The organism is Methylobacterium longum, assembly GCF_022179385.1.
Taxonomy (GTDB): Bacteria; Pseudomonadota; Alphaproteobacteria; order Rhizobiales; family Beijerinckiaceae; genus Methylobacterium; species Methylobacterium longum.
On the sequence record NZ_BPQS01000024.1, the window covers coordinates 1 to 13,105 of the forward strand.

The 13,105-nt window shown below is 72.6% G+C and carries 10 protein-coding genes and 1 tRNA gene; 7 read left to right on the forward strand and 4 right to left on the reverse strand.

The genetic code is table 11. From position 1 onward, the window contains the following. Positions 1-23: 23 nt before the first annotated feature. From MFF58_RS19370 to MFF58_RS19385, 4 genes are all read left to right on the forward strand, one after another. A tRNA-Met gene (locus MFF58_RS19370) sits at positions 24-100 on the forward strand. 586 nt (positions 101-686) lie between these two features. Then, the gene (locus tag MFF58_RS19375) at positions 687-1,181 is read left to right on the forward strand and encodes a Ros/MucR family transcriptional regulator (protein ID WP_238290481.1); all 495 of its coding nucleotides are present in this window, start codon (positions 687-689) and stop codon (positions 1,179-1,181) included. Positions 1,182-1,337: 156 nt separating this feature from the next. Continuing rightward, positions 1,338-2,819, forward strand: a complete 1,482-nt coding sequence (locus MFF58_RS19380) for a DegQ family serine endoprotease (protein WP_238290482.1) — start codon at positions 1,338-1,340, stop codon at positions 2,817-2,819. Positions 2,820-2,903: 84 nt separating this feature from the next. Further along, a complete protein-coding gene (locus MFF58_RS19385; protein ID WP_238290483.1) occupies positions 2,904-4,241 on the forward strand; it encodes a replication-associated recombination protein A in 1,338 nt (445 codons plus the stop codon). 278 nt (positions 4,242-4,519) lie between these two features. Here the strand turns inward: MFF58_RS19385 and MFF58_RS19390 are convergent, their stop codons facing one another. Continuing rightward, complete coding sequence (locus tag MFF58_RS19390) at positions 4,520-4,984, reverse strand: Lrp/AsnC family transcriptional regulator (RefSeq protein ID WP_238290484.1); 465 nt, start codon at positions 4,982-4,984, stop codon at positions 4,520-4,522. Between the two features lie 250 nt (positions 4,985-5,234). Here MFF58_RS19390 and MFF58_RS19395 point away from each other — a divergent pair, with 250 nt between their 5' ends. Both MFF58_RS19395 and ggt read left to right on the forward strand, forming a co-directional pair. After that, positions 5,235-6,245, forward strand: a complete 1,011-nt coding sequence (locus tag MFF58_RS19395) for a 1-aminocyclopropane-1-carboxylate deaminase (RefSeq protein ID WP_238290485.1) — start codon at positions 5,235-5,237, stop codon at positions 6,243-6,245. A gap of 184 nt (positions 6,246-6,429) precedes the next feature. Further along, positions 6,430-8,211 (forward strand): gamma-glutamyltransferase, encoded by a 1,782-nt coding sequence (gene ggt / locus MFF58_RS19400; RefSeq protein WP_238290486.1) that lies wholly within the window; start codon positions 6,430-6,432, stop codon positions 8,209-8,211. Between the two features lie 139 nt (positions 8,212-8,350). Here ggt and purD read toward each other — a convergent pair whose 3' ends face one another. The 3 genes from purD to MFF58_RS19415 all read right to left on the reverse strand — a co-directional run bounded on the left by purD (position 8,351) and on the right by MFF58_RS19415 (position 11,348). Continuing rightward, complete coding sequence (gene purD, locus MFF58_RS19405; RefSeq protein WP_238290487.1) at positions 8,351-9,625, reverse strand: phosphoribosylamine--glycine ligase; 1,275 nt, start codon at positions 9,623-9,625, stop codon at positions 8,351-8,353. A 105-nt stretch (positions 9,626-9,730) separates the two neighbouring features. Continuing rightward, a complete protein-coding gene (locus MFF58_RS19410; RefSeq protein ID WP_238290488.1) occupies positions 9,731-10,048 on the reverse strand; it encodes a hypothetical protein in 318 nt (105 codons plus the stop codon). A 73-nt stretch (positions 10,049-10,121) separates the two neighbouring features. After that, positions 10,122-11,348 carry an oxalate decarboxylase family bicupin gene (locus MFF58_RS19415; protein ID WP_238290490.1) on the reverse strand — a complete coding sequence of 409 codons (1,227 nt, stop codon included), beginning with the start codon at positions 11,346-11,348 and terminating at the stop codon, positions 10,122-10,124. A gap of 267 nt (positions 11,349-11,615) precedes the next feature. On the opposite strand from MFF58_RS19415, the gene MFF58_RS19420 reads away from it, so the two are divergent. Then, a complete protein-coding gene (locus tag MFF58_RS19420; RefSeq protein WP_238290491.1) occupies positions 11,616-12,887 on the forward strand; it encodes an efflux RND transporter periplasmic adaptor subunit in 1,272 nt (423 codons plus the stop codon). Positions 12,888-13,105: the final 218 nt, after the last annotated feature.

Genomic DNA, 13,105 nt, shown 5'->3' on the forward strand with positions numbered 1-13,105 from the left:
CGGGACCAGCCGCACAAACTTGGCGCGGGGTGGAGCAGCCCGGTAGCTCGTCAGGCTCATAACCTGAAGGTCACAGGTTCAAATCCTGTCCCCGCAACCAACGATCTTCGAACCCGCCGCGCTTCCCAGCGCGGCGGGTTTTTCGTTTGGTCCGTCCGGTCCGCCGGCACCCGGAGCGCGGCTCCGGGCCCGTGGGAGACGCGTGAACCGCCCCTGAGGGCCGTCCCGCGTCCTGCGATCCCGCCCGGGTCCCGCCGGGGGCGTTTCGTCCGATCGGGCACGCTGGAGTTGTGTTCCCGCGATGGCGGCAGCCGAAGGAAGCCGCCGGACGACGCCCTCGAACGCCGCCGCTGCGCGCGCCGTTGGCCCGGCGGCCGCCTCCCCGAGGACGATTCCAAGATCCCGCGCGCACACCGCGCCGTCGTACGCGGTCCGAACAGGACAGGGATCTTCCGGGGAAGGTGAGGCGCGCGAATCGGTTGCGCACAAGCCATGCTGCGGCAAGAAATGTTCTTTGAGGTTGGCTGATCAAAGCCGATCTTCTTGACCGCTGGACGATTGTATACGCCGGATTCCGATTGAGACTTGACCCCTCCTGAAAATACGATTGTATCAGTCGCCTGAACCGCGACGCAGTGCTTGCGTTCTGGCGAGTTTCGTCATCACGGGAAGGCAACGCACAAGCTATGGGTCAGTCGAACGGCGGCGGCAGCCGCTCCGTCATGCTCGCCTCCGAGATCGTCTCGGCCTATGTGAGCCACAACCACGTGCAGAGCGCGGATCTGCCGGAACTCCTCAACGCGGTGCATGCTGCGCTCAGCGGGATCGGCACCGGCGGCCCCGCGTCGCCGCAGGCCGTGACGAAGGCCACGCCGCAGGAGATCCGGCGCTCGGTCACCCCGGATTTCCTGATCTCGTTCGAGGACGGCAAGCCCTACAAGACCCTGCGCCGCCATCTCACCCTCCGCGGCCTGTCCCCGGAGGCCTATCGGGCCAAGTGGGGCCTCGCCGCCGATTATCCGATGACGGCCCGGAGCTACTCCGAGCAGCGCTCGCAGCTCGCCCGATCCCTGGGCCTCGGGCAGTCGCGCGGGAAGGCGGCCGCACCGGAGCCCGTCGAGCCTGAACCCGCGCCGCCGCCCGCGGGAAAGCGCGGGGCGCGCCGCAAAGAGGTCGCCTGACCGCGCGGCCGGGGCGCCCGCGGCGCAGGTTCACCAGCGACGCCTGCGGCGTCGATGTCGTGGACCTGCCGCAATCGGCCTCGATAGCGTAGGGCCGCACGGCGCGCCTGCCTTCTCGGCCTGGACGGCGCGCCCGTCCTGATGCCGGAGCCCCGCATGCTGACCCGCCTCACCCTGCCTGCCCTCGTCGCGGCCCTGCTGGCCACCGGCCCGGCCTGGGCGCAGATGGCGCGCACGGAGGCCAAGGAGACGACGAAAGAGACGTCCCGGGAGATGTCCAGGGACGGGACGGCCAAGGCCGTGCCCCTGAGCAAGGCCGACGTGCAGCTCTCCTTCGCCCCCGTGGTGAAGCGCGCCTCCCCCTCGGTGGTGAACGTCTACGCCTCCCACGTGGACAAGCGCTCCAACGCCCGCACCAGCGCCATGGAGGAGTTCATGCGCCGCTTCTTCGGCGAGCCGGAGGGCGGGCGCGGTCCCCGGGGCGACCGGGCGCAGCGCTCCCTGGGCTCGGGGGTGCTGGTCGATGCCGACGGGCTCGTCATCACCAACAACCACGTCATCGACAACATGAACGAGGTGCGGATCGCGCTGGCGGACCGGCGCGAGTTCGAGGCGACCATCGTGATGCGCGACACCCGCACCGACCTCGCCGTGCTCAAGCTCAAGGAGCCGCCGAAGAGCCTCGTGCCGATGCCGTTCGGCGACGCCGACGCCCTGGAGGTCGGCGATTTCGTGATGGCGATCGGCAACCCGTTCGGTGTCGGCCAGACGGTGACGCAGGGCATCGTCTCGGCGCTGGCGCGCACGCAGGTCGGCTCGGCGGATTACCAGTACTTCATCCAGACCGATGCGGCGATCAACCCGGGCAATTCCGGCGGCGCCCTGGTCGACCTGCGCGGCCAGCTCGTCGGCATCAACACAGCGATCTACTCGCAATCGGGCGGCAGCCACGGCATCGGCTTCGCGATCCCCGTGGGCATGGTCAAGGCGGTGGTCGACGCCGCCCGCGACGGGGCGAGCGTCGTGCGCCGGCCCTGGCTCGGGGCGCGCATCCAGAGCGTGACCCCCGACATCGCCGACAGCATGGGCCTCGACCATCCCACCGGCGTGCTGGTGGCGAGCCTGCAGGCCAAGAGCCCGGCCGAGGAGGCGGGCCTGAAGCGCGGCGACCTGATCCTCGCGGTGGACGGCCAGGAGGTGGCCGACCCGGAGGCCTTCGGCTACCGCTTCGCCCTCAAGGGCGTCCAGGGCCAGGCCCGGTTCGGGATCCTGCGCGGCACGAGCCGCCAGACGGTCGCGGTCAAGCTCGCGCCGGCCCCGGAGACGCGCCCGCGCGACGTGCTCAAGGTGAAGACCCGCTCGCCCTTCCTGGGCGCGACGCTGGTCAACACCTCGCCGGCGGTGGCCGAGGAGATGCAGGTCGACTTCCAGACGGACGGCGTGGCCGTGCAGGCCGTGGACGAGAACTCCGTGGCGGCCCGGGTCGGGCTGCAGAAGGGCGACGTGATCCTCGCGGTCAACGGGGTGCCGGTGCCGACCACCAAGGATCTCGACCGGGTCACCCGCAACAGCCTCAATTCCTGGGAGGTCGCGATCAACCGCAACGGCGAGATCCTGACCTCGGTGTTCGGCGGCTGAATCGCGGGTCGCTCCGGCGCGGGAGCGGGGGCAAGGCCCGCGGCCCGGCTTGCGCCCCCGCCCGCCGCCGGTGTTGATGCGCGGATGTCCGACCTGTTCGCCTCCGCGGAGCCTCCCCCCGCGCCCGACCCCGCCTCCGGCGCCGTGTCCGCCCGGCCCCTGGCGGACCGACTGCGCCCGCAGAGCCTCGCGGAGGTCGTCGGCCAGGAGCACCTGACCGGGGAGGGCGGGGCGCTCACCCGGCTGCTGCGGGGGCGCAGCCTCGGCTCGCTGATCTTCTGGGGACCGCCCGGCACCGGCAAGACCACGGTGGCGCGGCTGCTCGCCCAGGGCACCGACCTGCATTTCGAGCAGATCTCCGCGATCTTTTCCGGCGTGCCCGACCTGCGCAAGGTGTTCGAGGCGGCGCGCAGGCGCCGGGCGAGCGGGCAGGCGACCCTGCTGTTCGTGGACGAGATCCACCGGTTCAACCGGGCACAGCTCGACGCCTTCCTGCCGGTGATGGAGGACGGCACCGTCACGCTGGTGGGCGCGACGACCGAGAATCCCTCGTTCGAGCTGAACGCCGCGCTCCTGTCCCGCGCCCGGGTGCTGCTGTTCCGGGCCCTCGACCCGGGTGCCATCGCGCGGCTCCTGGTGCGGGCCGAGGCGCTGACCGGGCAGGCCCTGCCGCTCACCGAGGAGGCGCGCGGCGTGCTGGTGCGGATGGCCGACGGGGACGGGCGCGCGGCGCTGACCCTGGCCGAGGAGGTCTGGCGCTCGGCGGGACCGGCCGAGATCCTCGACGCCGAGGCGCTCCAGGCGATCGTGCAGCGCCGGGCGCCGATCTACGACAAGGCGCAGGAGGGCCACTACAACCTGATCTCGGCCCTGCACAAGACCGTGCGCGGCTCCGATCCGGACGCGGCGCTCTACTATCTCTGCCGGATGCTGGATGCCGGCGAGGACCGGCTGTTCATCGCCCGCCGGCTGGTCCGGATGGCGGTGGAGGATATCGGGCTCGCCGACCCGCAGGCGCTGGTGGTGGCCAACGCCGCCAAGGACGCGTTCGACTTCCTCGGCAGCCCGGAGGGGGAACTGGCGCTGGCCCAGGCGGCGATCTACCTCGCCTGCGCGCCGAAATCGAACGCGGTCTACGAGGCCTACAAGGCCGCGACCCGCCTCGCCAAGGAGGCCGGCTCCCTGGCGCCGCCGCGCACCATCCTCAACGCGCCGACCAAGCTGATGAAGCGGATCGGCTACGGCGAGGGCTACCGCTACGACCACGACGAGCCCGACGCCTTCTCGGGCCAGGATTACTGGCCCGACGCGCTGGGGCGCCAGCACCTCTACCGGCCCACCGGGCGCGGCTACGAGACCCGGCTCGCCGAGCGCCTCGACCGGTGGGAGGCCCTGCGGAAGGAGCGGCGCGGGGAGGGGTAGGGGGAGCCGGAACCCGTTCCAGCGGCCGGTCTGTCCGTCCCCGGCCCCGTCCCGAGGTGCCGGAGCGCGGCGGAGGCCTGGAGGGACGGCTCCAAGTCGGCTCCAAGTCGGCTCCAAGTCGGCTCCAAGTCGGCTCCAAGTCGGCTCCAAGTCGGCTCCAAGTCGGCTCCAAGTCGGCCCCAGGGATCGCGCGGCCGGCCGGAGAGGGCTCCCGTCGGGGCCGCGCACGCGGGCACCGCGGGATGGGGGTGCGGATCGGGGACCCCGTGGCGACCCGGTCACAGATCGAGGGGCGCGTTGTCGATCACCTCCTTCATCACGAAGAAGGTCCGGGTCTGGCGCACCCCCGGCAGGCCGATCAGCGTGGCGCTGTGGAGGCGGTTGAAATCGGCCATGTCGGAGACCCGGATCTTCAGCATGTAGTCGAAATCGCCGGCCACGAGGTGGCAGTCGAGGAGCACGGGGATCGCCCGCACGGCGGCCTCGAACGCGGAAAAGCTCTCGGGGGTGGAGCGGTCGAGGACGACGCCGACGAAGACCAGCGTGCCGCGTCCGACCCGCATCGGGTCGATCAGCGCCCGCACCGCCCGCACGAACCCGTCGGCGAACAGGCGCTGGATCCGGCGGTGGCAGGTGGCCGCGCTGGTGCCGACCCGCTCGGCGATCTCGGCATTGGCCATGCGCCCGTCCGCCTGGAGGAGCCGGAGGATCTTCTGGTCGATCCGGTCGAGCCCTGCGGACATGGACGATTCTTTCGGTTGGAGGGCCAGATCCGGAATGATTCCGTGCGACCTGGCTTAGCGGCAGCGGATCACGATCACCAAGCCCCGAAGATCGAGAGCACCTTTCAGGGCAATTCGGATAGGGTCCTGTCGTGCTTCGGAGTCGCGCCGGCCAGGTCCGGCCACCGCTCCGGAACCCCGCATCGACGCGTCCGGCCGGAGGGAGACCGATCCCGGCGCCGGCCGCGTCCGCAAGACCCGGAGAGACCCGATGCTGGACACCTTCGAGCGCTATCCCCTGACCTTCGGCCCGACGCCGATCGAGCCGCTCAAGCGCCTGACGGCGCATCTCGGCGGCGAGGTCGAGCTCTACGCCAAGCGCGAGGATTGCAATTCCGGCCTCGCCTACGGCGGCAACAAGCTGCGCAAGCTCGAATACATCGTACCGGACGCGATCAAGAGCGGCGCCGACACCCTGGTGTCGATCGGCGGCGTGCAGTCGAACCACACCCGCATGGTCGCGGCGGTCGCCGCCAAGATCGGCATGAAGTGCCGGCTGATCCAGGAAGCCTGGGTGCCCCACGAGGACGCGGTCTACGACCGGGTCGGCAACATCCTCCTGTCGCGGATCATGGGCGCGCAGACGCAGCTCGTGGATGACGGGTTCGACATCGGCATCCGCGATTCGTGGAAGCGGGCGCTCGCCGAGGTCGAGGCCGAGGGCGGCAAGCCCTACGCGATCCCGGCCGGCGCCTCGGTGCACAAGTATGGCGGGCTCGGCTATGTCGGCTTCGCCGAGGAGGTGCGGAAGCAGGAGGCCGAGATGGGCCTGCGCTTCGACTACGTGGTGGTCTGCACGGTCACCGGCTCGACCCATGCCGGCATGCTGGTGGGCTTCTCGGCCGACGGGCGCGCCCGCAACGTCATCGGCATCGACGCCTCCTGCACCCCGGCCCAGACCAAGGCCCAGGTCCTCGACATCGCGCAGAACACCGCCGCCCTGGTCGGCGCGGGCGACATCGTCGCCGACGACGTGGTGCTCAACGAGGATTACGCCTACCCGGTCTACGGCGTGCCCTCGCGGGAGACCGTGGAGGCGATCCGGCTCTCGGCCCGGCTCGAGGGGATGATCACCGACCCGGTCTACGAGGGGAAGTCGATGCAGGGCATGATCGACCTCGTGAAGAAGGGCTTCTTCCCGAAGGGCTCGAAGGTGCTCTACGCCCATCTCGGCGGCGCGCCGGCGCTGAACGGCTACAGCTACACGTTCCGCAACGGCTGAGGCCGCGCCGGACGGCCGGGCCTCTCCCCCATCCCCCGCGTCCTGAGGCCCCGTCGGCGGGCCTCGAAAGCGTCCTCCGGGGCCGCTGCCCAGCACCTCAGGATGAGGTGATCGGGGGGAGCCGCGACTCTGACGTGTGGTCCCCTATATGGCGGCGCGGGAACCGCACCGGAGAGGGCCAGGGATGATCGCACCGGCACGCGCGCTGCTCCTGGCCGTCCTGCTCGCCCTCGCGAGCCCGGCGGCCCGGGCCGCCTCCGGGCCGGCCGTGGAGGCCGAGAACGGGATGGTGGTCTCGTCCCAGCGCCTCGCCTCGCAGGTGGGGGCCGATATCCTGAGGGTCGGCGGCAACGCCGTCGACGCCGCGGTGGCGGTGGCCTACGCCGAGGCGGTGGTGAACCCGTGCTGCGGCAATCTCGGCGGCGGCGGCTTCCTGGTGCTCCACAGCGCCGCCGGGCAGAGCCGGTTCGTCAACTTCCGCGAGACCGCTCCGGCGGCGGCGAGCCGGGACATGTATCTCGACGCCGCCGGCACCGTCGTGAAGGGCGCGAGCCTGCGCGGCTGGAAGGCGGCCGGCGTGCCCGGCACCGTGCTCGGCCTGAACACCGCGCTGTCCGCGTACGGGACCCTGCCGCTGGCGCAGGTGATGGCGCCGGCGATCGCGCTCGCCCGCGACGGGTTCGTGCTGACCCGGGGCGACACCGACATCCTCGAATCCGGCACCCGGCTGTTTGCTGCCCAGGCCAACGTCGCCCGGATCTTCCTGCGCCCGGACGGCAGCCCCTGGCGGCCCGGGGACAGGCTGGTCCAGGCCGACCTCGCCCGCACCCTCCAGGCCATCGCCGACCGCGGCGCGGACGCGTTCTACAAGGGGGCGATCCCGGACGCCGTGGAGGCGGCCTCCCGCGCCGGCGGCGGGCTCCTGACCGCGTCCGACTTCGCCGCCTACACGGTGACGCAATCCGAGCCGCTGACCTGCCGCTACCGCGGCGCCACCATCCTGTCGGCGCCCCCGCCCTCGTCGGGCGGCACCACGCTGTGCGAGATCCTCGGCATCCTCGACGGCTACGACCTGCGGGCGGCGGGGTTCAACGCGGCCCGGAGCGTGCACCTGATGGTCGAGGCCATGCGGCGCGCCTATGCCGACCGCAACATGCTGCTGGGCGACCCGGCCTTCGTGGACAACCCCGTCGCCCGGCTCCTGTCGCCGGCCTACGCGGAGACGCTCCGGGCCTCGATCCGGCCCGACCGGGCGACCCCCTCGTCCGAGATCCGCCCGGATCCCAGCCTGAATCCCGAGCCGGAGGCGCGGGAGCGGCCCGAGACCACCCACATCTCGGTGATGGACCGGGCCGGCAACGCGGTCTCGCTGACCTACACGATCAACGGCTATTTCGGCGCCGGGGTGATCGCCGCCGACACGGGCTTCTTCCTGAACGACGAGATGGACGACTTCACGGTCAAGGCCGGGGTGCCGAACCTGTTCGGCCTCGTGCAGGGGTCGAAGAACGCGATCCAGCCGGGCAAGCGCCCGCTCTCGTCCATGGCCCCGACCCTCGTGCTGCGCGACGGCAAGGTCGCCCTGGTGGCGGGCTCGCCGGGGGGCTCGCGGATCATCACGATCAACGCGCAGACGATCATCAACCTGCTGGATTTCGGCATGGAGCCGCAAGAGGCGGTGGACGCCCCGCGCATCCACCACCAGTGGCTGCCCGACGCGATCTACGCCGAGCCCTTCGCGCTCTCGGCGGACACGAAGGACATCCTGCGGGGCATGGGCCACACGATCATCGAGCAGAAGCCCTGGGGCGCGCAGGAGCTGATCGCGGTCCGCGCCGCCGCGCCGGCCCTCCCCGAGGCGGCCTCCTCGGGCAACGACGCCTCGCGCACGGAGCGGATGCGACCGGGCCTCCTCTACGGCGCCAACGACAACCGCAGGCCGGCGGGGGCGGTGGTGGGGGAATAGGGCGGGGCTGCCGGAACGAGCCCGTCGGCCGAGGCAGCGGAGGTTGTAATCCGGAGCCGCCAGCGGCGCCCCGGCCCGACGGGGAGGGGACGAGACGCCCGCGCGGGCGCCAGCCGGCCGCCCCCCGCTCAGCCCTCGCTCAGCCCTCGCCCGCCTCCCGGGCCACCGCCCGGAATCCGATGTCGCGCCGGCAGAATCCCTCCGGCCAGTCGATCCGGGCCACAGCCGCGTAGGCGCGGGCCTGGGCGTCCGTGACGCTGTCGCCCAAGGCCGTGACCGCCAGCACCCGGCCGCCGTCGGCGAGCAGCTGCCCGTCCTCGGCGCGGGTGCCGGCCTGGAACACGAACACGCCGTCGCCCTCGGCGGCCTCGACGCCCCGGATCGCCGAGCCGCGCACCACGGCGCCCGGATAGCCCGCGGCGGCCATCACCACGGTGAGGGCCGCCCTCTGGGCGTCGAACTCGAGGCCGATCCCGGAGAGGTCGCCGTCGCAGGCCGAGAGCAGGGCCGGCACGAGGTCGGAGGCGAGGCGCGGCATCAGCACCTGCGCCTCGGGGTCGCCGAAGCGGGTGTTGTACTCGATGAGCTTGGGGCCGTCGGCGGTGAGCATCAGGCCGGCATACAGGATGCCGGTGAAGGGGCAGCCCCGCGCCCGCATGCCCGCGAGGGTCGGCGCGATGATCTCGGCCATGACCCGGGCCTCGATCTCCGGGGTGACCACCCGGGCGGGGGAATAGGCGCCCATGCCGCCGGTGTTGGGGCCGCGGTCGCCGTCGAAGACGCGCTTGTGGTCCTGGGCGGTGCCGAGGGGAATGGCCCGGGTGCCGTCGCACAGGGCGAAGAAGCTCGCCTCCTCGCCGAACAGGCATTCCTCGACCACCACCTCGGCGCCCGGATCCGCGAACAGGGCGGCCAGGGCGTCCTCGGCCTGGTCCAGGGTCTCGGCGACGGTGACGCCCTTGCCGGCGGCGAGCCCGTCGGCCTTGACAACGATCGGGGCGCCCTGCCGGCGGACATAGGCCAGGGCCGGCTCCAGGGCGGTGAAGCGCGCGAAGGCGGCGGTGGGGATGCCGCAGGCGGCGCACAGGTCCTTGGTGAAGCCCTTGGAGCCCTCCAGCCGGGCCGCGTCGCGGGTGGGCCCGAAGGTGCGGATCCCGGCGGCCTTCAGGTCGTCCACGAGCCCGGCGACCAGGGGGGCCTCGGGTCCGACCACCACGAGGCCGATCGCCTCCGCCGCGCAGAAGGCGGCCACGGCCGCGTGATCCGCCACGGCGAGGTCCGCCCGGTTGGTCCCGTGGCGGGCCGTGCCGGGATTGCCCGGCGCCGTGAACAGGCGGGTGCAGAGGGGGCTCTGGGCCAGTCGCCAGGCCAGGGCGTGCTCGCGGCCGCCGGAGCCGATCAGCAGGATGTTCATGCGCACGCCACCATGGGCATTGCTTCTGGGTGAAGCCTGTCGGCGGGGAAAGGTTTTTTTGGGGCTTTCCCCGCTCTGCGCGGAATTCGCAGCGGCCCCGGCCCCTCAGCAGCCGATGCACACGCTCGTGTTGACGCCGCCGCCGCCCCGCCGCGCGATCCCGTGGCGCCCGCCGTGGCGGCCCCCGTAGACGCCCCGGTAGGGCACGTAGGGCCCGACGGGCGCGTACTGGACGTTGCGCTGGATCGTCTGGTTCAGCGTGTTGAAATCCGTGACCCGCTGCTGGTTGAGGGTCCGGATCTGGCTCTGGAGGGCGAACGAGGCGTTGGCGGCGTTCGGGTCGTTCTGCTGCACCTGCGCCGAAGCGGCCCCCGCCGGAAGGGCGAGGGCCAGGGCGAGGAGCGCGCGGGACGCGGCGCGCATGGGATTCTCCGTGCGATCGATCGAGCTGACTGCGAGGTCGACGCGCCAGGGTCGGGCCAAGTTCCGGGGCGCGTCAACCCGGCACGACCGGGGTCTTCACGGCGGAGAGCGCCTCGACCTGCCCGGCCGCCATCCCGGTATGGGCCTGCACCAGGGAATGCGGGGTCAGGGCCAGCCACTGCGTGAGGGAGATGTCGGCGTAGCGCGGGCTCTTGAACATCTCCAGGAAGGTCAGGGTCGTGTCGCCCGTGTTCTCGATGTAGTGGCCCATGGCGAAGGGCACGTAGCCCACGTCGCCGGCCCGGTAGTCGAAGGTGCGGGCCTTCGATTCCGAGCCGAACACCGTCATCCGGCCCGTGCCGGAGAGGTAGTACTGCCACTCGTCGCTGGTGGGGTGCCAGTGCAGCTCGCGCAGGCCCCCGGGCTCGACCTCGACGAGGGCCGCCGCGATGGTGACCGAGGCCGGGAACACCGTGGAATCGGTGATGCGCACGCTGCCGCTCCGCGTGCGCAGGGGCTCCTGCGCCAGCATCCGGTGGCTGAAGGACGTCTGCACCGGCCCGGAGCCGGCCATCCTGTCGGCCGCGAGCGGGCCGGGCCTCGGGCCGGGGAAGATGTAGAGCTCCTTGTCGGGGAGATTGGCGAAGGCGCTCTCGGGCAGGCCGAAATTCTTGGCGAGCACGTCCCTGGGCGTGTGCGCCAGCCAGTCGGTCAGCAGGAAGGTGGAATCCTCCGAGAAGCCGCCGTCGTCGAACACCAGCAGGAACTCGCAGCCGTCGACGCCGTCGGCCGAGAGCCCCTGGATCGCGTGCGGGATGCCGCCCGGGAAGTACCAGAGGTCGCCTTCGCCGACGTCGTCCGCGAAGGTGCGCCCGTCCTGGTCGACCGCGGTGATCCGGGCCCGGCCCTTGATCATGTAGGCCCACTCGGATTCCTTGTGCCAGTGCATCTCGCGGACCGCGCCGGCCTTGAGGCGCATGTTGACGCCCGCCATCGCCTTCGAGACCGGCAGCTCGCGGATCGTGGCCTGGCGCGCCCAGCCGCCCGTCTCCAGCCGCATGTGGCTGTCCGCGAAGGACCATTTCAGGTTCGGCATCGTGCCGTGGTCGGTGGCGGGGGGCGCCCGGGTGAACGGCTCCTCGGCGGCCCGGGGCCGGTTCTGCGGGCCCAAGATGTCGGCGCCCTCGATGGCGCCCCCCGTGCCCGCGCGCTCGGGGGCGGCGGCGTGCGCCGCGGTCGCGGAGGCCGCCATCGCGCCCCCCGCGGCCGCGATGATGGCGCGCCTGGAGATCTCGGTCATCGCGTCTCGATCCTGATGGGCCGGAGCGCCGGAGCCGGGGGTTGCGGGCCCCGGAGCCCCGGATCCTGGTGTCTGTCCTGGTGTCTGGCAGGGTAACCGGACGGCAGAGGGGCGGATCCGCGAGCGCGCGCGATCGTGCAGTGCGGCATCTCGCCCGGAGGCCGCCCGGGCGCTATACTGGTTCGGTATCTTGAATGCAGGACGAGACGCGTGCCGGCCGGTACGGCCCAGCCGGCGACGGTTGCGCGGCGCGAGCCGAGGGCGAGAATGTCGGACCGGGACAGTTCAGCCGCAGGCGGGGCCGGCCGCCCCGCGTCCCACGGCCGCCTGTGGCTCGCCCTGCTGGCGCTGGCCGGGGCCGGGCTCCTGGGATACCGCCACTGGCCGGACCAGTCCCGGGCGGCGACCCCGCCGCCCGCTTCCGCCGCGAAGCCGCCGGGCGTCCGGGTCGCCCGGGTCTCCCGGACCGACGGCCCCCTGAGCCTGACCCAGACCGGCACCACCCAGGCCTTCGACACGGCGAGCCTCTACCCGCGGGCGACCGGCTACATCGTCGAGCGCAAGGTCGATATCGGCACGCACGTGAGGACGGGCGACCTGCTGTTCCGGATCAGCGCGCCCGACCTCGACCAGCAGCTCGTCCAGGCGCAGTCGCAGGTGCTGCAGCTCCAGGCGGCGCTGATCCAGGCGCGCGCGATGGTCGACCAGGCCGATGCCAACCGCCACCTCGCGGACGTGACCAACCGGCGGACCGCGACGCTCGCCGGCACCGGGGCCGAGACCCGGCAGAACGCCGACACGTCCCAGGCCGGGGTGCTGGCGCAGACCGCCAACGTCGACGCCGCCCGAGCCGCCGTGAAGGTCGCGGAGGCCAACATCGCCGCCCAGGAGGCGCAGGTCGCCCGCCTCAAGGTCCTGACCGGCTTCGAGGAGATCCGCGCGCCCTTCGACGGGGTGGTGACGACCCGCAACAACGACGTCGGCGACGCGGTCACGGCGGACACGAACACCGGCGCGCCGCTCCTGACCCTGGCGCGGGACGACGTGCTGCGCATGGCGGTGAACGTGCCGCTCTACGCCGCCGACGGCGTCCGCGCGGGGCTCGACGCCCGGATCACGGTGGCGCAGATCCCCGGGAAGGTCTTCCCCGGCACGGTCTCGCGCTCGTCGACGACGCTCCTCTCGGCCGCGCGCACGCTGATGACCCAGGTCGACATCCCCAACCCGGACGGCGCGCTGCGGGCGGGCCTCTACATCACCATCACCCTGGAGATCCCGCGGGTCGCCCCCGCCGTGACGGTGCCGAGCGACGCGCTGATCTTCGACCAGAACGGGACGCAGGTGGCGGTGGTCGAGACCGGGCCGGACGGCGGCGCGGTGGCGCGGATGCGCAAGGTCACGATCTTCCGCCAGACCCGCTCGGCCCTGGAGCTGCGCTCCGGCCTGTCCGGCGACGAGCGCGTCGTCGTGGGGCCGCCGGCCTCCCTGCGGGACGGCGACCGGATCGCGCCGCAGCCGGAGGGCCGGGCCGGGGCGTGACACGCGCGTTCCCCGCGCCGCCGGCCGGCGGGTGCGGCGACGCGCGATCCCGGCCCGTAGGCGCGGGGGCGCGGGAGGGCCGTCCGTCGAGCCCGCCCGGGTCCCCGCATCCCGATCCGCCGCCACGCATGTCGCGACGCCCGCTGCCACGCCGCCGCGACGGCGTTCCCCAGGGATCGCGCGGCTGGCCGGCGGCCTCCTTCGGGGCCCGGTCGGGG

Bases quoted from the DNA above. Each gene is read 5' to 3' on its own strand.
- MFF58_RS19390 (WP_238290484.1), bottom strand. From the start codon at position 4,984: ATGTCCGCAGGGCTCGACCGGATCGACCAGAAGATCCTCCGGCTCCTC.
- MFF58_RS19375 (WP_238290481.1), top strand. From the start codon at position 687: ATGGGTCAGTCGAACGGCGGCGGCAGCCGCTCCGTCATGCTCGCCTCC.
- MFF58_RS19385 (WP_238290483.1), top strand. From the start codon at position 2,904: ATGTCCGACCTGTTCGCCTCCGCGGAGCCTCCCCCCGCGCCCGACCCC.
- ggt (WP_238290486.1), top strand. From the start codon at position 6,430: ATGATCGCACCGGCACGCGCGCTGCTCCTGGCCGTCCTGCTCGCCCTC.
- MFF58_RS19415 (WP_238290490.1), bottom strand. From the start codon at position 11,348: ATGACCGAGATCTCCAGGCGCGCCATCATCGCGGCCGCGGGGGGCGCG.
- MFF58_RS19410 (WP_238290488.1), bottom strand. From the start codon at position 10,048: ATGCGCGCCGCGTCCCGCGCGCTCCTCGCCCTGGCCCTCGCCCTTCCG.
- MFF58_RS19420 (WP_238290491.1), top strand. From the start codon at position 11,616: ATGTCGGACCGGGACAGTTCAGCCGCAGGCGGGGCCGGCCGCCCCGCG.
- MFF58_RS19395 (WP_238290485.1), top strand. From the start codon at position 5,235: ATGCTGGACACCTTCGAGCGCTATCCCCTGACCTTCGGCCCGACGCCG.
- purD (WP_238290487.1), bottom strand. From the start codon at position 9,625: ATGAACATCCTGCTGATCGGCTCCGGCGGCCGCGAGCACGCCCTGGCC.
- MFF58_RS19380 (WP_238290482.1), top strand. From the start codon at position 1,338: ATGCTGACCCGCCTCACCCTGCCTGCCCTCGTCGCGGCCCTGCTGGCC.